The sequence below is a fragment of the Streptomyces sp. SA15 genome (assembly GCF_002291145.1).
In the GTDB taxonomy this organism is placed as follows: domain Bacteria; phylum Actinomycetota; class Actinomycetes; order Streptomycetales; family Streptomycetaceae; genus Streptomyces.
This window is the reverse complement of the sequence record NZ_NTGE01000045.1, coordinates 22514-43184: the sequence shown is the minus strand read 5'-3', so window position 1 is coordinate 43184 and position 20671 is coordinate 22514. Positions and strand designations below refer to the sequence as shown.

The following is a 20671-nucleotide window of genomic DNA, read 5'->3' as shown; positions in this document are numbered from 1 at the left end:
TCGAGTACTCCGTTCACACCCCGTGTGAAGGCGGACCCACTACTCTGTCGGCACCGAGCCACCCGGGGGGCCTCCCATGCAGCCCAACACTCTGCTCGACGCGATCCTGGACGAGGCGGGCATCTCGCACGCGGGACTCGCCGCCCATGTGAACCAGGCGGGGCGGGCGCGCGGTCTCGCGCTCAGATACGAACACACCGCCGTGGCACGGTGGTTGAAGGGCCAGCGCCCCCGCGGCCAGGTGCCCGACCTGATCTGCGAGGTGCTCGCCGCCCGGCTGCAACGCCCCGTCACCCTCGACGACATCGGCCTCGGCGTGCCCGGCGAGCCGTCCACCCCGCACGGCACCTCTCTGTCGGGGTTCGTCGAGCGGGCCACCGCCCTGTGGCGCTCCGACGAGCAACAGCGCCCGCACATCCTGGGCGCGCCCGCGGTCACCGGCACGCCGGCCGTCATGCCCGTGTGGGAGTGGGAGAACCCGCCCGAGGACGTCGACGTCTCGCGCGGCGGCCGCCACCGGGTCACCTCCGCCGACATCGAGATGCTGCGCGCGGCCCGTGCCCACTACGAGCAGATGTACCGCAAGGCCGGCGGCATAGCGACCCGTACCCGGATCGTCGGCTTCCTCAACGCCGAGGCCGCCCCGCTGCTGCGCGGCAGCTACACCGACGAGACGGGCCGCCAACTGCACCGCGCCACCGGCGGGTTGGTCGCTGTCGCCGGGATCTGCGCCTACGACTCCGACGCGCACGGCCTCGCCCAGCGCTACTTCCACCAGGCTCTCCGGCTCGCGAAGGCCAGCGGGGACCGGGGACTCGGGGCGTACGTGATCGCGCTCCTGGTCAACCAGTCGCTGTTCATGCGGGAGTACCGCCAGGCCGTCGCCTTCGCCGAGGCCGCGCTGCGTGCCGCCGGCAGGCACATCACCCCGGCGCTCGCCTCCGACCTGTACGCGATGCAGGCGAAGGCGTACGCACACCTCGGCGACGGCACGAGCGCGCTGTCGTGCATCCGGCGGGCCGAGCAGGCCGCCGAACGCATCCGGCGTGGACACGAGCCCGACGAGACGGGCTATGTCCAGCCGGGACTGGTCAACGTCCAAGTGGCGGAGGCACTGTTGAGCCTCGGCGAGCTGGCGGCGGCACGGGAGCACGCCATGGCCGCCGTCGACAACCCCGCCCACGACCGGGGCCGGGTGCACCGGCTCGCCATGCTCAGCACCATCGAACTGCGCCAGGGCAACGCCGACAAGGCGGTGGCCACCGCGGTGCAGATGGCCGAGCAGGCCAGGGGGATGGAGTCCCAGCGCCTGCGCGACAGACTCCGGGCCGTCCGCGAACACCTCGTGCGCAGTGGCTGCGCGGGCACGTCCGAGGCGGCCGAACTCATCGACGGGGCACTGCGCGTACCGCTGTAGACCGGCGCCCGACCACCGACACCCCATCGTCCCTGCTGCGATATTGCCACTTACTCGACGGAAGGTGGCAGAACCGTGCAGTGGACGAAGCAGAACGAACAAACTGTGTATGAAAACCGCTGGTTCACCGTCAACCTGGCAGATGTGGAACTGCCCGACGGCCGGCACCTGGACCACTTCCTCATACGGCTGCGGCCCGTAGCCGTGGCCACGGTGGTGAACGAGGCCAATGAGGTCCTCCTCCTGTGGCGCCACCGTTTCATCACCGACAGCTGGGGGTGGGAACTCGCGGCGGGCGTCGTCGAGGACGGCGAGGACATCGCCCGCGCGGCCGCCAGGGAACTCGAGGAGGAGACCGGCTGGCGGCCGGGACCCCTGCACCACCTGATGAGCGTGGAGCCGTCCAACGGGCTCACCGACGCCCGGCACCACATCTACTGGGCCGACGAGGGCGAGTACGTCGGACACCCCGTGGACGACTTCGAGTCGGACCGCCGGGAATGGGTCCCCCTCAAGGTCGTCCCCGACATGGTCGCCCGCGGCGAGGTCCCGGCCGCGAACATGGCGGCCGCGCTACTGCTGCTGCATCATCTGCGGCTGGGGCAGGACGCCAAGCCCTGATCTCCCCCCCACCGGCGTCCTGGTCCACCAGGTCCTTCAGCCCCCCAGGGCCTGCCAGATCGTCACGACGAGCGCGCCCACGGCGGTGAGTACCGCGACCGCGGGCAGCGGCCAGCGGGCGTGCTCCAGTGCGACGACCCGATTGCTCAGGTCGTCGAGTTCCTTGTCGGTCTCCTCGGTACGGTGATTGATCAGATTCAGCCCTCCCTCGACGCGCGCGTACGCGACATCGAGGCGGCGCCGTAACTCTGCGAGTTCTCCATGAACCACGGGATGTTCGGGGTCGGCGGTCACGAGTCCGCTCCTTTCCGTAGTCGTCACATCCCTTGCATGCGCATGAAGAGTCAACTCGCCTGGTGGGCGGGTGGGGAGAGTGTGCGAGAGGCATATGCGAGCCCGATGCGCACACGGTGTGTGAATACGTCGGGCCCGGCACCTTCTCCGGTGCCGGGCCCGCGCGATGGCTGGATACTGACCGTCTGTAATCAGCCGTAGGTGTAGAAGAATCAGCCGTAGGTGTAGAAGCCCGAGCCGGACTTCCGGCCCAGGCGGCCGGCGTCGACCATGCGCTGGAGCAGCGGGGGAGCGGCGTAGAGGGGCTCCTTGTACTCCTCGTACATGCTCTGGGCCACCGAGACGACCGTGTCCAGACCGATCAGGTCGGACAGCTTCAGGGGGCCCATCGGGTGGGCGCAGCCCATCTCCATGCCGTTGTCGATGTCCTCGCGGCTGGCGATGCCCGACTCGAACATCCGGATGGCGGAGAGGAGGTACGGGATCAGCAGCGCGTTCACCACGAAGCCGGAGCGGTCCTGGGCGCGGATGGAGTGCTTGCCGAGCACCTTCTCGGTGAAGACCTGGGCGCGGCTGAGCGTGCCCTCGGAGGTGGTGAGCGCCGGGATCAGCTCGACCAGCTGCTGCACCGGGGCCGGGTTGAAGAAGTGGATGCCGACGACCTGGTCGGGGCGCGAGGTGGCGACCGCCAGCTTGACCAGCGGGATGGAGGAGGTGTTGGAGGCGAGGATCGCGTCCGCCCTGGTCACCACCTGGTCGAGCACCTGGAAGATCTCGGTCTTGACCTGCTCGTTCTCGACGACGGCCTCGATCACCAGGTCGCGGTCGGCGAACTCGCCGAGATCGGTGGTGAAGCTCAGGCGCGCCTGCGTCGCGTCGAGTTCCTCGCTGGTGATCTTGCCGCGCTCGGCGGCCTTGGACAGGGAGTTGAACAGCCGGGTCCGGCCTATCTCCAGGGCCTCACCGGTGGTCTCGGCGACCATCACGTCCAGACCGGCGCGGGCGCACACCTCGGCGATGCCCGCTCCCATCTGGCCGCAGCCCACCACTCCGACCCGCGCAATGTCTACCGAGATGCCGGTCACATCGTCCCTTTCGCTGTTCTTCGGCCGTGGCAGGATCCCGCTGGGCAGGGCCTGCTCCGATCGTGTGCACGTTACCCCGAAGTAGCGATGATCGATCGTCCGGGTCGGGCATCCTTGGGCGCGGAGACGATCCGTGACCGCGCGGATCCACGGTGTAAGGGGGTGTGCAGATGGGGCGACTGTCACGTCGGGCGTTCGCGCTGGCCGCGCTGTCGACTCTCACGACGGGCTCAGGTGCGGCGGCCGGGCCGAAGCAGCATCCACGCCGGGCGACGACCGAGATGCGGGGCGTGTGGCTGGCGACCGTGACCAACCGCGACTGGCCCTCGCAGCCTGGCCTGACGGCTGCCCAGCAGCGCGCCGAGCTGATCGCCCATCTGGACACGGCGGTCCGCAACCGCCTCAACACGGTGATCTTCCAGGTGCGTCCGACGGCGGACGCGCTGTGGCCCTCGCCGTACGAGCCCTGGTCGTCGTGCCTCACCGGCACGCAGGGCAGGTCCCCGGGCTGGGACCCGCTCGGTACGGCCGTGCGGGAGGCGCATGCCCGGGGGCTGGAACTGCACGCCTGGTTCAACCCCTACCGCATCGCCATGCACACGGACCCGACGAGGCTCGTCGCCTCCCACCCCGCCCGCACCCACCCGGACTGGGTGGTGGCCTACGGCGGCAAGCTCTACTACAACCCAGGGCTGCCCGAAGTCCGGGCCTTCGTGCAGAACGCGATGCTGGACGCGGTGAAGAAGTACCCGGTGGACGCCGTGCACTTCGACGACTACTTCTACCCGTATCCGGTGGCGGGCCAGACCTTCGACGACGACGCGGCCTACGACCGCTACGGCGGCGCCTTCCCCAACCGGGCCGCCTGGCGGCGGGACAACACCGACAAGCTGGTGCTGGAGATGGCGAGGCGCATCCAGGAGATCCGCCCCACCACCCGCTTCGGCATCAGCCCCTTCGGGGTGTGGCGCAACGCGGCCACCGACTCGCGCGGCTCGGACACCCGGGCGGGTGTGCAGACGTACGACGATCTGCACGCGGACACGCGGAAATGGGTCCGCGAGGGCTGGATCGACTACATCGTGCCGCAGCTCTACTGGAACATCGGCCTCGCCGCCGCCGACTACGCCAAGCTGCTGCCCTGGTGGGCGGAGGTGGCGCGGGGCAGCAGTACGAAGCTGTACCTGGGCGAGGCCCTGTACAAGGCGGGTGATCCGGCGCAGCCCGCCGCCTGGCAGGACCCGGCCGAACTGTCCCGCCATCTCACCCTGGCACGCGACTACCCGCAGGCGCGCGGGCACGTCTTCTTCGCCGCCAAGGAAGTGGCGGCGGACCGGATCGGGGCGATGGCGCGGGTGGTCGCCGACCACTACGGGCAGCCGGCGAAGCCCCCGCGCTGAATCACCTGCGGGTTTCCTTCTCTCGGTGCCGGATCTCGGTGTCGGGGCCGGGCGAGCACACGCCCTCGTGCCCGTCCTCGAAGCGGACGCGGTACGGGGGGTTGCCCTCCTGGCCGAGTACTTCGACGATCTCGCCGACCTTGTCGTGCTGTCCGACCACCCTGCCGTGCTGGACAAGCTGGTCGCCCACGGTTGCGCGCATCTGTTGGGCCTCCTCACCATGTGCGGGAGCAGCGGTCCGTGGCCTCGAGTTTACGGCGCAGGGGCCCGGATGGGACCGGCGCGTGCGCGCCGCTCAGCTCCGCGCCCGCTGGGTGACGGCGATGCACACGAGCACCGCCGCGGCCGTCACCGGGGCGGCCACCGTCAGGTGCTCGCCGAGCAGTAGCACCGACCACACCAGTGTGAGCAGCGGCTGGGCCAACTGCAACTGGCTGGCCCTCGGGATGCCGATCGCGGCCATGCCCCGGTACCAGACGACCAGGCCGAAGAACTGCGAGCCCGCCGCGACCCAGAGCAGTCCGGCCACGCTGTGCGCCGTCAGGTGCGGCGGCTCGTACGCCAGCGCCACCGCGGCGGCGGGCGCGGCGAGCGGCAGACACAGCACCAGCGCCCAGCCGATGACCTGCCACCCCGGCATGACCCGGGCCAGCCGGCCGCCCTCGGTGTAGCCGGCCGCGCACACCAGCAGCGCCGCGAAGAGGTACAGATCGGCGGCGGTGAGCGCGCCGCCGCTCTGCTGCACCGCGAAGGCGACCACCGCCGCCGCGCCCACGAGCGCCGCCGTCCAGAACGTGCGGGAGGGACGGGTGCCCATGCGCAGGGCGGAGCAGAGCGCGGTCGTCAGCGGCAGCAGGCCGACGACCACGGCGGCGTGCGCGGTGGTCGAGGTCTGCAGGGCGAGCGTGGACAGCAGCGGGAAGCCGACCACGACCCCGGCGGCGACGACCGCGAGGCCCGGCCAGTGGCGGCGGCCGGGCAACGGGACGCGCAGCGCCAGCAGACAGCCGCCCGCGATCAGCGCCGCGAGGACCGTACGCGCCGCGATCAGGGCCCAGGGGCTGAAGCCCTCCAGGCCCCAGGCGGTGGCGGGGAAGGTGAGGGAGAAGGCGACGACACCGAGGGCGGCCTGGAGGGTGCCGGCGGTTGTCGTCGTCCCGGCCGGAGCGGTGACCGCTATCCGGGTCGGCGCGGTAGCGCTACTCTGTGCTCTCATGCAAGAGCGTAGCAGCGTCGGTGATCTGGCAGAACAGCTGCGAAGGGAGCTGGACCGCTACTCGCCGGGAGGAAAGCTCCCGTCGAGCCGTGCCCTCGTCGAGCGGTTCCGGGTGAGCCCGGTGACCGTCTCGCGGGCCCTGGCGCAACTGGCCGCCGAGGGGCTGGTGGTCACCCGGCCCGGCGCCGGAGCCTTCCGCGCCCGGCCGCGTCCCACCGCCGCTGTCGCCGGAGACACCTCCTGGCAGGAGGTCACCCTCAGCGCGGACGGCGCCGCCGACCTCGTACCGCGCTCGGTCGACGCCTCCGGCGTCCTGGTCTCGCTCGCCGCCCCGCCGCCCGGTGTCGTGGAGTTCAACGGCGGCTATCTGCACCCCTCGCTGCAGCCGGAGCGGGCGATGGCCGCGGCGCTGTCCCGGGCGGGCCGCCGCCCGGGAGCCTGGGGGCGGCCGCCGACGGAGGGGCTACCGGAGCTGCGGGAGTGGTTCGCGCGCGGCATCGGCGGTGCCATCACGGCCGCCGAGGTGCTGATCACCTCGGGCGGCCAGTCCGCGCTGACCACGGCACTGCGCGCGCTCGCCCCGCCCGGGGCGCCCGTCCTCGTCGAGTCGCCCACCTACCCGGGCATGCTGGCGATCGCCCGCGCGGCCGGTCTGCGGCCGGTCCCGGTACCGGTGGACACGGACGGCGTGAAACCGGCCCTGCTGACCGACGCCTTCCGAGCGACCGGGGCCCGGGTCTTCGTCTGCCAGCCGCTCTTCCAGAACCCCACCGGCGCCGTGCTCGCCCCCGACCGGCGCGCGGAGGTGCTCCGGATCGCGCGCGAGGCCGGTGCGTTCGTCATCGAGGACGACTTCGTACGACGGCTCGTGCACGAGAGCGCGGGGCCGCTGCCGCGTCCGCTGGCCGCAGACGACCCCGACGGAGTCGTCGTGCACGTCTGCTCGCTGACCAAGGCCACCTCACCCAGCTTCCGGGTGAGCGCGCTCGCCGCCCACGGCCCTGTGCTGGAGCGGCTGCGCGCCATCCAGATCGTCGACACCTTCTTCGTCCCCCGGCCGCTCCAGGAGGCGGCGCTCGAACTGGTCGGCTCGCCCGCTTGGCCCCGCCATCTGCGCGCCATCTCCGCGGAGCTGAAGGCCCGCCGCGACACGATGACCTCCGCCCTCCGCCTCGACCTCCCCGAACTCTCCCTCCCGCACATCCCCTCGGGCGGCTACCACCTCTGGCTGCGCCTCCCCGACGGCACCGACGAGGCCGCTCTGACGGCCGCCGCCCTCCGCGCCGGCGTCGCGATCACGCCCGGCCGCCCGTACTTCAGCGCCGAGCCTCCTGCCGGGCACGTGCGGTTGAGCTTCGCGGCGGTGGCGGGGACGGGGGAGATCGCGGAGGGGGTACGGCGGCTTCGTAGGGCTTGTGACGAGGTGCTCTAGGCGCGGGGGACCGGGGGGAAGTGGGAGACCACCCTATGGCCGCGCGAGAGGGGCACCATGGCCTCCGGCGTGATGCCCAGATAGCCGTTGCACTCGACCATCAGAGACCAGTCGCCGACCGTGGTGAACGCCCCGTGCCCGGCGCCCAGCGCGTGCACCGCCGGCTGTCCCCACGGTCGGCCGGTTCCGGCCCACCCTGGGTAACTCCCAGGCAACACCTCTTGACCTGCGCACTTCCGCGACTCACCATCGCCGCATGCAACTACGGGTCACCTTCGTCGCCGCCGCGCGCAGCTCCCCGCTGCTGGCGGAGCGCTTCGCGGACGACCGTCCGCTGGACCAGGCCGGCTGGGACGAGGTGCAGCGCGTCGCCCAGGGCCTGATCCCGCTCGCGGCGGCCGAGCTGCGCTACTGCTCGCCGACTCCGCGCAGCCGCGCCACAGGCGATGCCCTCGGGTACTCACCGCTGGTGCAACTCGCCCTGCGGGACTGTGACATGGGGCGCTGGAACGGGCTGACGCTCGGCGAGGCGATGGCCCGTGAGCCGGAGGCCGTGGACGCCTGGCTCGCCGACCCGCAGGCCACCCCGCACGGCGGGGAGTCCCTGCTGGCCTTCATCTCCCGCGTCGGGAACTGGCTCGACACCCGGCCCGTCGAGGACGGCGGCCGCATCGTCGCCGTGGCCGAGCCGTCCGTGATCCGCGCGGCCCTGGTGTACGCCCTGAAGGCGCCGCCCGCGACGTACTGGAACATCGACGTCCGCCCCCTGTCGACGACGACCGTCACCGGCCGGGCAGGGCGCTGGAGCCTCCGCTTCGACGGGGTGTCCGCTCAGTCTTCCCGGGCGTAGTCGGGATGACCGTTCAGCCCTCGCGGGTGTAGTCAGGAGACCGCTCAGCCCTCCGGGGTGTAGTCAGGAGACCGCTCAGCCCTCGCGGGCGTACTCGGTGATGAGGACGAGGTCCTTGGCAGGTCCGCCCACCCGCCACACAGTCCGCCAGTGATCCTGGTTGCGCACGGTGAACTCGCCCTGGTAGAGGTCCGCCGAGCACGGATGGTCGGCCAGGTGCCGGCCGGAGGCCAGGTCCAGGTCGTGGAAGGGGCGGCCGTCGGCGAAGCGTACGGCCGCCGTGCCCGGTGAGTCCCCGGGCAGGAAGCGCAGCGTGCGTTCGGCGGGACGCGGGACGCCCAGCCAGGTGAAGGTGCCGGACTCGTGGTGCAGCAGCCCGCCTCCGTCCAGCGAGCCCAGTGAGTCCAGTGCGCCCAGTGAGTCCAGTGGGCCGAAAACCGTCGCACCGCTGAAGCGACCCTGTGCGCCACTCGCCAGATCCCGCACCGACCGCTCCACCCGCCAGCGCCCGGCCAGATACGCCAGCACGTCCGGCACCGGCCAGAACTCGCCCATCCCGTTGCGTCCCTCGTCCCATCCGTTGCTGCGCGAACCATTGACGCGTCCTTGTCCCCTACCTATCTTGCCGTTCGAAGTGCTGATCATCGTCCGATATACCGAACAGTCGTACACCTGACAACTCCCATACCTGAGCCGCGGAGTATCCATGTCACGCACGCGCACCCGCTGGAGACTAGGTCTCACGGCCACCGCCTTCGTGGTGGCGGCCGGCCTCGTCCCGGCCCCCGCACACGCCGAGGACGTCACCGACTACGCGATCACCGTCGACCCGAGTGTCCAGGGCGCGAAGATCGACGACACGATGTACGGCGTCTTCTTCGAGGACATCAACCGGGCCGCGGACGGCGGCCTGTACGCCGAGCTCGTGCAGAACCGGTCCTTCGAATACTCCACCGCCGACAACACCTCGTACACGCCCCTCACCTCCTGGGCGGTCGACGGCACCGGCCAGGTCGTGAACGACGACGGCCGGCTCAACGAGCGCAACCGCAACTACCTCTCCCTGGGCGCCGGTTCGTCCGTGACGAACTCCGGCTACAACACCGGCATCCACGTGGAGCAGGGCAAGAAGTACGACTTCTCGGTGTGGGCCCGCGCGGCCGGCGGCGCCGCCCTCACGGTCACCCTCCAGGATGCCGACGGCCCGCTGGCCACCGCCCGCAAGGTGACCGTGCGGAAGGACAGCTGGGCCAAGTACACCGCCACCTTCACCGCGACCCGCACCAGCAGCAACGGCCGCCTCACCGTCGGCTCCGCCGCCGCGGCGGCCCTGGACATGGTGTCCCTGTTCCCGCGCGACACCTACAAGCATCAGCCGAACGGCCTGCGCAAGGACCTCGCCGAGAAGGTCGAGGCCCTCCACCCGGGCTTCCTGCGCTTCCCCGGCGGCTGTCTGGTCAACACCGGCTCCATGGAGGACTACAGCGAGGCCTCCAACTGGCAGCGCAAGCGTTCCTACCAGTGGAAGGACACCATCGGCCCGGTCGAGGAGCGCGCCACCAACTCCAACTTCTGGGGCTACAACCAGAGTTACGGCCTCGGCTACTACGAGTACTTCCGCTTCGCCGAGGACATCGGCGCGATGCCCCTGCCCGTCGTCCCGGCGCTGGTGACCGGCTGCGGCCAGAACAGGGCCACCGACGACGAGGCGCTGCTCAAGCGGCACATCCAGGACGCCCTCGACCTCGTCGAGTTCGCCAACGGGCCCGTGACGTCGACCTGGGGCAAGAAGCGCGCGCAGATGGGCCACCCCAAGCCCTTCCACCTCACCCACATCGGGGTCGGCAACGAGGAGAACCTGCCGGTCGAGTTCATGGCCCGGTTCAAGCAGTTCCGCGCCGCCATCGAGGCGAAGTACCCCGACATCACCGTCGTCTCCAACTCGGGCCCGGACGACACCGGTCAGACCTTCGACACGGCCTGGCAGCTCAACCGCGAAGCCAAGGTCGACATGGTCGACGAGCACTACTACAACAGCCCGCAGTGGTTCCTGCAGAACAACAACCGCTACGACTCGTATGACAGGAACGGCCCGAAGGTCTTCCTGGGCGAGTACGCCTCACAAGGCAACGCCTTCAAGAACGGCCTCGCCGAAGCGGCGTTCATGACCGGCCTGGAGCGCAACGCCGACATCGTCAAACTCGCCTCCTACGCCCCGCTGTTCGCCAACGAGGACTATGTGCAGTGGCGCCCGGACATGGTGTGGTTCAACAACCACGCCTCCTGGAACTCCGCCAACTACGAGGTCCAGAAGCTGTTCATGAACAACGTCGGCGACCGCGTGGTGCCCTCCGAGGCCACCGGCACCCCGTCGCTGCTGGCCCCCATCACCGGCGCCGTCGGTCTGTCGACGTGGGCGACCAGTGCGGCGTACGACGATGTGAACGTCACCGACGCCGACGGGAACACGCTGCTCACCGACGACTTCTCCGGTGACGCCTCGAAGTGGACCCACACCGGTGGCGGCAGCTGGAGCGTCCAGGACGGGCAGTACGTCCAGACCGACGCCGCCGCCGAGAACACCATGGTCTCGGCAGGTGACCCGAATTGGCACGACTACGACATGCACGTGAAGGCCACCAAGAAGTCCGGCAAGGAGGGCTTCCTCGTCGCCTTCGGCGTCAAGGACACCGGCAACTACTACTGGTGGAACCTGGGCGGCTGGAACAACACCCAGTCCGCCGTCGAACAGGCCGTGGACGGCGGCAAGTCGACGCTCATCTCCAAGGCCGGGTCCATCGAGACGGGCCGCGCCTACGACATCGACATCAAGGTGCGGGGCCGTCAGGTCACCCTGTACCTCGACGGCAAGGAGTGGGGCAGCTTCAAGGACGACAAGCCGGCCGAGCCGTTCCGGCAGGTCGCCACCTTGGACAAGAAGACGGGTGACCTGATCGTCAAGGTCGTCAACGCCCAGTCGTCGGCGGCCCGTACGGCGATCGACCTGGGCGGCGCGAAGGTCGCGTCCAAGGCCAAGGTCACCACGCTGACGGCCGACCCGAACGCGGTCAACAGTGAGACTCAGACGCCGGTCGCCCCGGCGACGTCGACCTTCTCGGGGGTCGCGAAGAAGTTCACGTACACCTTCCCGGCGAACTCCATCACCTTCCTGCGGATCAAGCAGAGGTAGCCGGCCGGTACCCGTGTGGGCCGCCGTCCCGGCGGCGGCCCACATTAACTTGCGGATAATGTGCGAGACAGTTTTTGTTCACCCGGCGGTAACGGACATCGTGCAAAAGGCCCGTGCGCGCATTCGGAATTCACTTCATCTCTTTCCAGCGGCGGCACAACCAATCGGAATCAAGGCCCGTCTAAGTCGGCGAATCGACGCCGCGCGCGGGGGTGACCTCCCCGGATGAGACGCCGTGCGTCCCGAATGCTCTGGGGGGCCTGCCGAGTATGGATTGCTCGACCCTGCACATAGCCGTATTCCGAAGTGGACTCGCTCACTGGAACGCACGGTGACGACCGACCAGGGACTTCGGCCTCCCATACCCGCGCCGGACCTGCCCGCCGCTCCGCCGTCCGGCCCGGCTCACGACCGCCCCCGGCGCCTGCGCCTGCCGCGCCCGACCGGACCGAGGCAGGCCGCCGCCCTGCTCGCGGTGCTGGTCACGGTCACCGCGTTCTGCGCCGCCGACGTCGTCGCCCGCAGCTTCCCCTTCGGCCCCCGCACCCGCACCGTCAACGACCTGGGCAACCAGTACGTGCCGTACCACGCACACCTGTGGGACCTGCTGCACGGAAGGGCCGACGGCGGTCTCCTCGTCAACTGGCAGTCCGGATTCGGCGCGAGTTTCCTCCCCGACCTCGGTACGTACCTCACCAGCCCGTTCGCCCTGCTCGTGGCGGTGTTCCCGCGGGACGAGATCGACCTCGCGGTGTATGTGATCACCGTGCTGAAGCTGGCGTGCGCCGGCGCCGCCATGGCCTGGCTGCTGCTGAGCCTGCGGCCCGGCCGCTGGTGGGCGGCGGGGCTCCTGGGCGCGTCCTACGCCCTGTGCGGCTGGACCGTGGCGAGCGCCGTGTACAACGTGATGTGGCTCGACGGCCTCATCGCCCTGCCGCTGCTGTGCCTGGTCGGCGAATGGGTGCTGAACGGACGGCGCCCGGTCGTCGGGGTGGTGGTCGTGGCGGCCGCCTGGATCGCCAACTTCTACACGGCGTACATGGCCACCATCGCCGCATGTCTCGTGCTGCTCCTGCGGCTGTGGCTCTCCGAACTCCCGCGCCGCCGGAGGCTCGCCGCGGCGGGCCGTGCCGGCCTGACCGTCGGCCTCGGCATGGGCCTGGCCGCACCGCTGGTGGCGGTGGTGTACTTCGGCACCACGCACGCCTCCCCGGGCAGATTCAGGGACTTCACGCCGGTGGCGACTCAGGACCTGCTGGCCCGCCTGCTGCCGACGACGTACAGCTTCAGTTCGCCGGCCCTCTACGTGGGCACCACGGCACTGCTGCTCGCCCTCGCCCTGCCCTTCCACCGGGCAGCTCCCAGGCAGGTGCGCACCGGCTGGACGCTGCTGGTGATCGTGGTGACGCTGTCGATGCAGTGGGGTCCGACCCAGCTGTTCTGGCACGCTTTCGCCGCACCGCAGGGCAGTTCGTACCGCCAGGCCTTCGTGCTGTGCGCGCTGCTGGTGATCGCGGCGTGGCACTCGCTCTCGTACGGCCCTCCCGACCGGCGCGCGCTGTGCGCGGCGGGCGCGCTGCTCGCACTGATCGTCGCCCTCGCGAGCCGGAGTGACCTGGTGCGCTCCTTCGCGTGGCCGGTGCTGCTCCTGGCCGCCGTGGGCGCGTTGGTCGGGCTGGCCCTGCTCAGCCGTACGGACGGGGAACGTCCCCTCGGTGACGGGCGCCGCAGCGTGCCGGCCGTGTTCGCCGTGGTGCTGCTCCTCGGCACGCAACTCGGCGAGGCCACCGCGACTTCCGCCGTGGCCACCCGGATGAGGCTCGGGCACATGGACGACTACGCGCCCTGGGGAGACCGGCGGCAGCAGCAGGCGGAGGCGATCGCGCAGGTCGACGGCTGGCCCCGGTACCGTACCGACCCGGGCCGGGAGCAGACGGTCGGCAACGACCCGCTGCTGGTGGGCGGCCAGGGCGCCCAGTACTACAGCAGCCACACCTCCGACCTGCTCTTCCGCACGCTCACCGCCCTCGGGGGTGGCTGGACATCGGGAGGCCGCAGTCTGCAGAGCCTGGACAACGCCGTCACGGACGTGATCTTCTCCGTCGGCGCGCGGGTGCACTCCCCGCCGGACCCGCACCAGAACTGGTTCCCGCAGGACGGCAGCCGAGTGACCGTGACCCGGCAGGACGTACCACCGCTGGTCACGGTTCGGCCCTCCGGCCCCTCCGCGCGCACGAACGTTTCTGCCTTCGGGGCGTCTCCGTACCGCAACCAGGAGCTGCTGCTGGGCACCCGTGTCTACACCGTGCCCCGCCTCACGGTGGGGACCGGCGCCGGAAAGCGGACGATCACGGCCCAGTGCCCGGCGGACAGCGAGGTGTACCTGTGGGCACCGCACTTCGCGGGCACCGCACGGCTCACCGGCGACTCCGCCCGTGGCCTGACCGGTCGGTTCCGGTCGGACCGCAACGGCAGCAAGATCGCCGCCATGCAGCGGCTCGGCGCGGTCCCGGAGTCCGGACGCCTGCGGATCGAGCTGTCCCCCAACGGGACGGGCACCGTCCCGGACGGCGCGGTCGGCTGCCTGGACACCGCCCGGCTGCGCACCACCGTCGAACGGCTCAAGGCGACCGGCGCCACCGAGGTGACCGTCTCCGGTGACACGATCCGGGCGGAACTCCCCGCCGGCAGCACGGGGACCGCCGTCGTCGCGGCCCCCCGGATCGCCGGTTGGCGCTGCGCCGCGGGCGACGCGCCCGCCGTACCCGCCAGGGAGTACTACGGGCTGATCGCCGTGCCCCTCGACGGCTCCTCGACCAGCGTCACCTGCACGTTCCACCCGCCCGGTCTGCGGCTGGGCACGGTGGTGGGGGGTGCCTCGCTCCTGACCCTGATCCTGCTGTGCGTCCTCACCGCCGTCCGCCGACGGCGCCGATTCCACGTGGGGCGAACGACCCTCATTTCTTGATGCGAATGGAGGGCAACCACCGCAGTGCTGGGCCGAGCTTGTGTGGTGGGCGGACCTCAACTCTTGACGGCCTCCGCGATCTGCAGTGCGGCCTGGGCGGGCGTGAGGTGCGTGGTGTCGACGACCTCGGCCTCGTCGTGCAGCCACGTGCGGGCCGCCTCGGCGTAGGGCTCGAGGTACTTGAGACGGAATGGGGAGTTGGGGCCGAGAACGGTGTCACTCGCGATGCGTCCGCGGAGGGTGTCCTGGTCGGCGTGGAGGACGAAGTGCCGTACCGGAATGCCATGGTGGGCGAGGCCCGTGCTGATCTCGCGCCAGTACTGCTCGACCAGGACAGTCATGGGCATCACCAGGGTGCCGCCGGTGTAGTCGAGTACGCGGCGGGCGGTCTCGACGACGAGCGGCCGCCACGGCGGCCAGTGCTGGAAATTGTCCGTCTCGGGCAGCCCCGGCGTGATGTCCATGAGCGTCTCGCCGACCTTCTCGGCGTCGAATACCCGTGAATCCGGGATGAGTGGCTGCACGAGCGCACTGGTCGTCGTCTTGCCTGCGCCGTGAGTGCCGTTGAGCCATACGATCATGGGCCCGACGCTAGCGGTGGGTGGCCCGCGGGCCGGTGCCGATCACGTCACAGAACGGGCACAGCGGAAGACCGGTACGGCTTCGGCATCTCATCGGTGTGTAATTTTAGTTGGCGAATCATGGTCTGAGATGCGCAGGTCAGAAGCGCCGCGGCGCCGACGGGCCGGGGTGCCCGACGAGGTCTGTCATGTGTCCAGGACGCGTCTGGCGCTGGGGCTGCTGGACCGGCTGGCAGCGCAGGGGCGGAGGGTGCCGGTGATCGTGGCGGATGCCGGTTACGGCCGCAGCGTCTCCTTACGGCTCGCGCTGGAGGAACGCGGCTGGTCCTACGTCATGGCCGTCGATCCCAAGGAGATCGCCCGGCCCTCAACCGCCGAACTCATCAGCCCGGCTACGGCGGGCTGGGCCGCCCACGCTGCCCCGTTACCGCGACGGCGCACGACCGCTTCCTGGCCTCATCGAAGGGTCCGCAGCGGCAGCACTCCGTCCCAGGAACGTCCGTGCGGATGCCTCTGCTGACCGAGCGGGCCAGCGCGTTCGTCGGACACTTCCTCATCGACGCGGCCAAGGCCGAGGAGCTGATGCCGGAAACCGACGTTCGCCCCGTTCTTGTCACCCCGGAACACGCACTGAGAACGTGCCGGTGGCCTCGATCACCGAGGCAGACCAACTCGCCGGCAGCGGCTCGTACATCGTCCACATCGCCGTGGACAGTGCTCAGGCGCTCTGGGTCGGACGCGACGTTCTCGGCTTTCCCAAGGTCATGGCTGATGTCCAGTACTCGGACAGCGCTACCGAGCGGATCGCCGAGGTCAGCCAGGACGGCACCCCGATCTCCACTTTGGCGGTCGAGCGCCCGGACGGTCCGCACGAGACCCTCCGCCGCGACTTCCACTGCTACTCCGTCAGCCCCGTGGACAACGCGATGTACCACGTCCCGTACCAGCTCGAGGTGACCGCCACGACCCTGCCGGGCCCCGGCCACGCTCGGCTCGTGCTCGGCTCGCACCCGGTCGCGGACGAGCTGCGGGAGCTCGGTATCTCGGCACAGTCCGTCGGCGCGATCTTCGTGCCCCAGTACGCCTTGGTGTCGAACCTTCCCGACAAGGTGGTCCCGCTGCCGGAGTGGACGGAATGGCGCAGCGCGTACCGCACCGAGCTCGACCCCATCGGAACGGGGTCCGCGGGTTCATGAACGGCGCCCAGGCACTGATGCGAACGCTGGTCGATGCCGGCGTGACCACGTGCTTCACCAACCCCGGCACATCGGAGATGCACTTCGTTGCCGCCTTGGACTCCGAGCCGAACATGCGTGCCGTTCTCGCTCTGTTCGAAGGTGTGGCGACGGGCGCCGCGGACGGATATGCGCGCATGGCCGGTCGCCCCGCGGCGACGTTGCTGCACCTCGGGTGCGGAATCGGGAACGGGCTCGCCAACCTGCACAACGCCCGTAAAGCCAAGGTGCCGTTGATCAACATCGTCGGCGATCACGCTACGCACCACGTTCAGCACGACACCCAGTTGCAGTCCGACATCGAGACCGTCGCTCGTAACGTCTCCCATTGGGTTCGGACCTCGCAGTCCGCGCAGGAACTGGGTCGCGACGCCGCCGAGGCGATCGAGGCCGCTCACGGGTCACCCGGGCAGGTCGCCACATTGATCCTGCCCGCTGACGTCTCGTGGAACGAGGGCGCCGAGCCATGCGCACCGCTGTCGGTGACGCCACCGTCAGCGGTGCCGACGACGTCGATCGAGCGGGTCGCCGCGGCCCTGGCGAGCGGTCAGAAGACCGCATTGCTTCTGGGCGGCCGCGACTTCGAGCAGACGCCCTGCGCCTGGCGACCCGGATAGCGGAAGCAACCGGGGCGACACTCCTCGGCGAGGTCTTCCCGACCCGGTGGGAGCGTGGGGCCGGCGTTCCACAGGTACAACGCCTTGCCTACCTCGCCGAGTTCGCAGCGACGCAACTCGAGGGATTTGACCACCTGTTGCTCGTCGATGCCAAGGCACCGGTGTCCTTCTTCGCCTACCCGGGCAAGGAGAGCTATCTCGTTCCCGACGGGTGCGAGGTCCATGAGCTGGTCGCACCCACCGACGACATTCAAGGGACCCTGGAGGCGCTCGCGGATGCCGTGGATGCGCGGGAGGTCGAACCACCGGTCGCGCGGCCATTCCGGCCGGACAAGCCGACGGGACCGCTCACCGCGGACAAGGTCTGTCAGGCAATCGGCGCTGTGTTCCCCGAACGCGCGATCATCTCCGACGAGTCGAACACCTCGGGGCTGTCCCTGAGTGCGCACACCGCAGGGGCGCCACGCCACGACGTACTCACTCTGACAGGTGGTGCGATCGGCCAAGGGCTCCCGGTCGCCGTCGGCGCGGCTGTCGCCCGCCCGGATCGTCCGGTCTTCGCGCTCGAAGGCGACGGATCCGCGATGTACACGATCCAGTCCCTGTGGACCATGGCGAGGGAGCAGCTCGACAGCACCGTCGTGATCTTCAACAACCGCTCCTACGCGATCCTCAACCTCGAACTCCAAAGGGTCGGCGCTGGGGCAGCGGGCCCCAAGGCGAAAGCGCAGCTGGATCTGGGAGATACCCACCTCGACTTCGTTCAGATCGGCGAAGGGTTCGGTGTGCCCTCGGTCCGCGTCGATACTGCCGAGGAACTCAATGAGGCACTCGAGCGGGCGATTGCCGAGCCCGGGCCACACCTCGTGGAGGTCGTCGTACCCTCGTTGGCTATCTGAGCGTGGAGGCGCTGGGATGAAGGTTCACCACCTCAACTGCGGCAGCATGCGGCCGTATGGGGCGCCGGACGGGCTGGTCTGTCATGTGCTGCGCGTCGAGACCGGGACGGGTCTGGTGTTGGTCGATACCGGTCTGGGTTCTGCTGTACGGCGCCGAGCCGGCCAAGGGGTTCGGTCCCTCACGCCACTTCATCCGCCCGGACTTCGATGAGGCTGAGTCGGCGATCCGGCAGGTCGAGCGGCTCAGGTTCGACCCGAAAGACGTGCGCGACATCGTGCTGACCCATTTCGATGCCGACCACACCGGCGCCCGCGTCCGGCCGTGCTGCTCGCCCCCAACCGGCCGATGGGGGCGATCTCACGCTGGCTGAGGGCGGCTCGCGCCGTGTGCGGCGTGCAGGTCTCGGCAGGGGTGTCGTTCGCCGCGCTCGCGCGCTCGTCATGAGGGCGGTGTACGAAACCGTCCACGGTGACCGTGCGCCCGAGGAAACTCCATCCGAACCTGATCGGCCGCCGACCTTGCAGCCCCGCGTGTACGTCGAGCCGACCGTGGGCGGTGACTGGCGGCGTCGGGGCCGTTGACTGGACGCCTTTAGATGTCTATCGTAATCTAAATCGGCCGACCCTTCGTCCCGGCCTTTCCTTCACCAGCCCAGAAATGAGATCCACCTCATGAGCACGCAGAACAAGAGCGCCGTCGTCACCGGCGCGTCCGCCGGCCTGGGTACCGCCTACGCGCAGCGGCTCGCCGACCGGGGCTACGACCTGATCCTGGTGGCCCGGAACACCGCGCGGCTGGAAACGCTGGCATCGGACATCCGCAGCCGCACGGGCCGCGCTGTGGACGTCGTCACCGCCGACCTCACCGATGCGGCGCAGATCTCCGTGGTCGAGGAGCGTCTGCGGACCGACGAGAGCATCGAGGTACTGATCAACAACGCCGGCGGGGCGCTGTTCACCCCGCTGACAACCTCTGACGCGGCGGCCTCCGAGGCACTGATCAACCTCAACGTGACCTCGCTGACCAGGCTGACCACCGCGGTCCTGCCGGGCCTGACGGCCCGCGGGCGCGGCACCGTGGTGAACATCTCCTCCGCTCTGGCTCTCAACATCCTGCCCGTCAGCGCCGTCTACAGCGGCACCAAGAGCTACGTGCTGACGTTCACCCAGGCCCTGCAGCAGGAACTCGCCGAGAGCCCCGTCACGGTGCAGGCCGTACTGCCGGGCGCTGTCCGCACGGAGCTCTGGGACGGCTCCGGCGTCGACCTCGCGGCGTTCCCCGACGAGTGGATCATGAGCGTGGACGACGCCGTCGACGCGGCGCTCGCCGGCCTCGACGCCGGGGAGCCCGTCACCATCCCGTCGCTGCCGGAGATCAGCGACTGGGAGTCGTTCGAGAAGGCGCGTCAGGCGCTCGTCCCGAACCTGTCGCAGCGGGTCCCGGCCGATCGCTACCGCGGCTGAACGCAGCACCGATTGTGGTGCCGGAGTTTCTTTGTGACGACGGCATGGCCGGTGCCACACACGACCGAGGCGTCCTCCGGCGTGGGGAGGACCGACACGCTCGGCCTCCTCCCCTCGCCCGTACAAACAGCCGGGGCCCGGCACTGCGACTGGCGGCGCTCATGTGCGCTGCAAGCTCCTGAGCACCGTCGACTGCCCCTCCCCGCAGTCTGCCTTCCACGGCGGAAGGTCACCGGGCCCATCATGCGGTCACCGCGTACGCGGTACTCGCGGCAGCCCGCCACCCCGCAGCCCCCCACTCACCCTTGATCTGAGGAATTACCCATGCTCAACGCCCTGTGGAACCCGATCGTCGCCGGGGAGATCTCCCTGCCGCACCGGCTGGCCATGGCCCCCTGACACGGAACCGGTCCACCCCGAACGGCGTACCGACCGAGCTGAACGCCGAGTACTACGCCCAGCGCGCCTCGCACGCCCTCATCATCACCGAGGGCACCCAGCCCTCCGCCGACGGCCAGGGCTACCTGCTCACCCCCGGCATCTACTCCGAGGAGCACATCGCCGGGTGGCGCAAGGTCACCGACGCCGTACACAAGGTCGACGGACGCATCGTCATCCAGCTCATGCACGCCGGACGGATGTCCCACCCCGACAACACCCCTCACCACCGGCAGCCGGTGGCCCCCTCCGCGGTCCAGCCGGCGGGCGCCATGTTCACCGCGTCCGGCCTCCAGGAGATGCCGGTACCGCGCGAACTGTCCACCGAGGAAGTCGCCACCACGGTCGACGACTACCGCCGCGCCGCCGCGGCCGCCATCGCGGCCGGCGCTGACGGCGTCGAGATCCACAGCGCCAACGGCTACCTTCCGCACCAGTTCCTCGCCACCAACACCAACCAGCGCACCGACCAGTACGGCGGCTCCATCGACAACCGCATCCGCTTCGCCGTCGAGGTCGCCACCGCCGTGACCGACGAGATCGGCGCCGGCCGCACCGGCATTCGGATCTCTCCCGGCAACCCCTTCAACGACATCGCCGAGAGCGACACCCACGAGCTGTACCCCGCCCTCGTACGTGCTCTCGCCCCGCTCGACCTCGCCTACCTGCACATCGTCCACGGCGGCGACGACGAACCCCTGCGCACCCTCCGCAAGCTGTGGCCGACCAGGCTGGTCCTCAACCGGGCCGGCACGGACATCCCCACCCGCGCGAAGGACGTCGAAGACGGCCTCGCCGACATCGTCACCGTCGGCACGATGGCCCTCGCCAACCCCGACCTCGTCGAGCGCGTACGCACCGGCGCGCCGCTGAACACCCCCGATCCCGAGACCTTCTATGGCGGCGGAGAGGCCGGCTACACCGACTACCCCACCCTCACCGCCTGACAAACCCCGGGCGATAC

21 protein-coding genes and 1 pseudogene are annotated in these 20671 nt (G+C 70.1%); 14 read left to right on the top strand and 8 right to left on the bottom strand.

Annotated features, from left to right (window positions below):
• The first annotated feature begins 76 nt into the window (after nt 1–76).
• Both CLM62_RS08875 and CLM62_RS08870 read left to right on the top strand, forming a co-directional pair.
• Complete coding sequence (locus CLM62_RS08875) at nt 77–1417, top strand: transcriptional regulator (RefSeq protein WP_095749304.1); 1341 nt, start codon at nt 77–79, stop codon at nt 1415–1417.
• A 75-nt stretch (nt 1418–1492) separates the two neighbouring features.
• Nucleotides 1493–2038: an NUDIX hydrolase gene (locus CLM62_RS08870; RefSeq protein WP_095749303.1), complete on the top strand. Its 546-nt coding sequence runs from the start codon at nt 1493–1495 to the stop codon at nt 2036–2038.
• A 36-nt stretch (nt 2039–2074) separates the two neighbouring features.
• Here CLM62_RS08870 and CLM62_RS08865 read toward each other — a convergent pair whose 3' ends face one another.
• Together CLM62_RS08865 and CLM62_RS08860 are read right to left on the bottom strand one after the other, a co-directional pair.
• A complete protein-coding gene (locus tag CLM62_RS08865) occupies nt 2075–2332 on the bottom strand; it encodes a hypothetical protein (protein ID WP_095749302.1) in 258 nt (85 codons plus the stop codon).
• A 212-nt stretch (nt 2333–2544) separates the two neighbouring features.
• Entirely contained in the window at nt 2545–3417 is an 873-nt protein-coding gene (locus CLM62_RS08860; RefSeq protein ID WP_095749301.1) for a 3-hydroxybutyryl-CoA dehydrogenase, read from the bottom strand.
• A gap of 170 nt (nt 3418–3587) precedes the next feature.
• On the opposite strand from CLM62_RS08860, the gene CLM62_RS08855 reads away from it, so the two are divergent.
• Nucleotides 3588–4817 carry a glycoside hydrolase family 10 protein gene (locus tag CLM62_RS08855; protein ID WP_095749300.1) on the top strand — a complete coding sequence of 410 codons (1230 nt, stop codon included), beginning with the start codon at nt 3588–3590 and terminating at the stop codon, nt 4815–4817.
• A 1-nt stretch (nt 4818) separates the two neighbouring features.
• Here the strand turns inward: CLM62_RS08855 and CLM62_RS08850 are convergent, their stop codons facing one another.
• Together CLM62_RS08850 and CLM62_RS08845 are read right to left on the bottom strand one after the other, a co-directional pair.
• Nucleotides 4819–5019 (bottom strand): DUF1918 domain-containing protein, encoded by a 201-nt coding sequence (locus CLM62_RS08850; RefSeq protein WP_095749299.1) that lies wholly within the window; start codon nt 5017–5019, stop codon nt 4819–4821.
• A 93-nt stretch (nt 5020–5112) separates the two neighbouring features.
• A complete protein-coding gene (locus tag CLM62_RS08845) occupies nt 5113–6033 on the bottom strand; it encodes a DMT family transporter (RefSeq protein WP_095749298.1) in 921 nt (306 codons plus the stop codon).
• On the opposite strand from CLM62_RS08845, the gene CLM62_RS08840 reads away from it, so the two are divergent.
• Nucleotides 6032–7465 carry a PLP-dependent aminotransferase family protein gene (locus CLM62_RS08840; protein WP_095749297.1) on the top strand — a complete coding sequence of 478 codons (1434 nt, stop codon included), beginning with the start codon at nt 6032–6034 and terminating at the stop codon, nt 7463–7465. The two genes, CLM62_RS08845 and CLM62_RS08840, sit on opposite strands and share 2 nt — an antisense overlap.
• Here the strand turns inward: CLM62_RS08840 and CLM62_RS49880 are convergent.
• Nucleotides 7462–7623, bottom strand: coding sequence for a DUF6461 domain-containing protein (locus CLM62_RS49880; protein WP_179382014.1), 162 nt, complete (start codon nt 7621–7623; stop codon nt 7462–7464). The genes CLM62_RS08840 and CLM62_RS49880 overlap by 4 nt on opposite strands.
• A 98-nt stretch (nt 7624–7721) precedes the next feature.
• Here CLM62_RS49880 and CLM62_RS08835 point away from each other — a divergent pair, with 98 nt between their 5' ends.
• Complete coding sequence (locus CLM62_RS08835) at nt 7722–8315, top strand: histidine phosphatase family protein (RefSeq protein ID WP_095749296.1); 594 nt, start codon at nt 7722–7724, stop codon at nt 8313–8315.
• Nucleotides 8316–8390: 75 nt separating this feature from the next.
• On the opposite strand, the gene CLM62_RS08830 is transcribed toward CLM62_RS08835, so the two are convergent.
• Nucleotides 8391–8870, bottom strand: coding sequence for a DUF6314 family protein (locus CLM62_RS08830; protein WP_095749295.1), 480 nt, complete (start codon nt 8868–8870; stop codon nt 8391–8393).
• 151 nt (nt 8871–9021) lie between these two features.
• On the opposite strand from CLM62_RS08830, the gene CLM62_RS08825 reads away from it, so the two are divergent.
• Nucleotides 9022–11505, top strand: a complete 2484-nt coding sequence (locus CLM62_RS08825) for an alpha-L-arabinofuranosidase C-terminal domain-containing protein (protein WP_095749294.1) — start codon at nt 9022–9024, stop codon at nt 11503–11505.
• 430 nt (nt 11506–11935) lie between these two features.
• Complete coding sequence (locus CLM62_RS08820; protein WP_373559124.1) at nt 11936–14473, top strand: YfhO family protein; 2538 nt, start codon at nt 11936–11938, stop codon at nt 14471–14473.
• Nucleotides 14474–14529: 56 nt separating this feature from the next.
• On the opposite strand, the gene CLM62_RS08815 is transcribed toward CLM62_RS08820, so the two are convergent.
• A complete protein-coding gene (locus CLM62_RS08815; RefSeq protein ID WP_095749293.1) occupies nt 14530–15054 on the bottom strand; it encodes an ATP-binding protein in 525 nt (174 codons plus the stop codon).
• Here CLM62_RS08815 and CLM62_RS08810 point away from each other — a divergent pair.
• The 4 genes from CLM62_RS08810 (at nt 15053) to CLM62_RS51285 (ending at nt 17805) form a co-directional block, all read left to right on the top strand.
• The gene (locus CLM62_RS08810) at nt 15053–15574 is read left to right on the top strand and encodes a transposase (RefSeq protein WP_306457893.1); all 522 of its coding nucleotides are present in this window, start codon (nt 15053–15055) and stop codon (nt 15572–15574) included. The two genes, CLM62_RS08815 and CLM62_RS08810, sit on opposite strands and share 2 nt — an antisense overlap.
• Before the next feature lie 124 nt (nt 15575–15698).
• Entirely contained in the window at nt 15699–16250 is a 552-nt protein-coding gene (locus CLM62_RS49875; RefSeq protein ID WP_179382010.1) for an acetoacetate decarboxylase family protein, read from the top strand.
• Nucleotides 16247–16906, top strand: a complete 660-nt coding sequence (locus CLM62_RS51290; protein WP_257003742.1) for a thiamine pyrophosphate-binding protein — start codon at nt 16247–16249, stop codon at nt 16904–16906. The genes CLM62_RS49875 and CLM62_RS51290 overlap by 4 nt, the downstream gene beginning before the upstream one ends.
• Entirely contained in the window at nt 16849–17805 is a 957-nt protein-coding gene (locus tag CLM62_RS51285; protein ID WP_257003745.1) for an acetolactate synthase large subunit, read from the top strand. The genes CLM62_RS51290 and CLM62_RS51285 overlap by 58 nt, the downstream gene beginning before the upstream one ends.
• Nucleotides 17806–17984: 179 nt before the next feature.
• Here the strand turns inward: CLM62_RS51285 and CLM62_RS51280 are convergent, their stop codons facing one another.
• Complete coding sequence (locus tag CLM62_RS51280) at nt 17985–18107, bottom strand: hypothetical protein (protein ID WP_257003746.1); 123 nt, start codon at nt 18105–18107, stop codon at nt 17985–17987.
• Between CLM62_RS51280 and CLM62_RS51275 the strand changes: the two genes are divergently transcribed.
• From CLM62_RS51275 to CLM62_RS08790, 3 genes and pseudogenes are all read left to right on the top strand, one after another.
• Nucleotides 18069–18176 carry a hypothetical protein gene (locus CLM62_RS51275; protein WP_257003744.1) on the top strand — a complete coding sequence of 36 codons (108 nt, stop codon included), beginning with the start codon at nt 18069–18071 and terminating at the stop codon, nt 18174–18176. The genes CLM62_RS51280 and CLM62_RS51275 overlap by 39 nt on opposite strands.
• Before the next feature lie 301 nt (nt 18177–18477).
• Nucleotides 18478–19269 carry an SDR family oxidoreductase gene (locus CLM62_RS08795; protein ID WP_095749292.1) on the top strand — a complete coding sequence of 264 codons (792 nt, stop codon included), beginning with the start codon at nt 18478–18480 and terminating at the stop codon, nt 19267–19269.
• A gap of 324 nt (nt 19270–19593) precedes the next feature.
• Nucleotides 19594–20654, top strand: a pseudogene (locus CLM62_RS08790) (alkene reductase).
• The last annotated feature ends 17 nt before the right edge of the window (nt 20655–20671 follow it).

Excerpts from the sequence above, each read along its gene's own strand:
- CLM62_RS08875 (WP_095749304.1), top strand. The coding sequence starts at position 77 with ATGCAGCCCAACACTCTGCTCGACGCGATCCTGGACGAGGCGGGCATC.
- CLM62_RS08855 (WP_095749300.1), top strand. The coding sequence starts at position 3,588 with ATGGGGCGACTGTCACGTCGGGCGTTCGCGCTGGCCGCGCTGTCGACT.
- CLM62_RS08850 (WP_095749299.1), bottom strand. The coding sequence starts at position 5,019 with ATGCGCGCAACCGTGGGCGACCAGCTTGTCCAGCACGGCAGGGTGGTC.
- CLM62_RS08840 (WP_095749297.1), top strand. The coding sequence starts at position 6,032 with ATGCAAGAGCGTAGCAGCGTCGGTGATCTGGCAGAACAGCTGCGAAGG.
- CLM62_RS08845 (WP_095749298.1), bottom strand. The coding sequence starts at position 6,033 with ATGAGAGCACAGAGTAGCGCTACCGCGCCGACCCGGATAGCGGTCACC.
- CLM62_RS08835 (WP_095749296.1), top strand. The coding sequence starts at position 7,722 with ATGCAACTACGGGTCACCTTCGTCGCCGCCGCGCGCAGCTCCCCGCTG.
- CLM62_RS08830 (WP_095749295.1), bottom strand. The coding sequence starts at position 8,870 with ATGGGCGAGTTCTGGCCGGTGCCGGACGTGCTGGCGTATCTGGCCGGG.
- CLM62_RS08825 (WP_095749294.1), top strand. The coding sequence starts at position 9,022 with ATGTCACGCACGCGCACCCGCTGGAGACTAGGTCTCACGGCCACCGCC.
- CLM62_RS08810 (WP_306457893.1), top strand. The coding sequence starts at position 15,053 with ATGGGCCCGACGCTAGCGGTGGGTGGCCCGCGGGCCGGTGCCGATCAC.
- CLM62_RS08815 (WP_095749293.1), bottom strand. The coding sequence starts at position 15,054 with ATGATCGTATGGCTCAACGGCACTCACGGCGCAGGCAAGACGACGACC.
- CLM62_RS51290 (WP_257003742.1), top strand. The coding sequence starts at position 16,247 with ATGAACGGCGCCCAGGCACTGATGCGAACGCTGGTCGATGCCGGCGTG.
- CLM62_RS08795 (WP_095749292.1), top strand. The coding sequence starts at position 18,478 with ATGAGCACGCAGAACAAGAGCGCCGTCGTCACCGGCGCGTCCGCCGGC.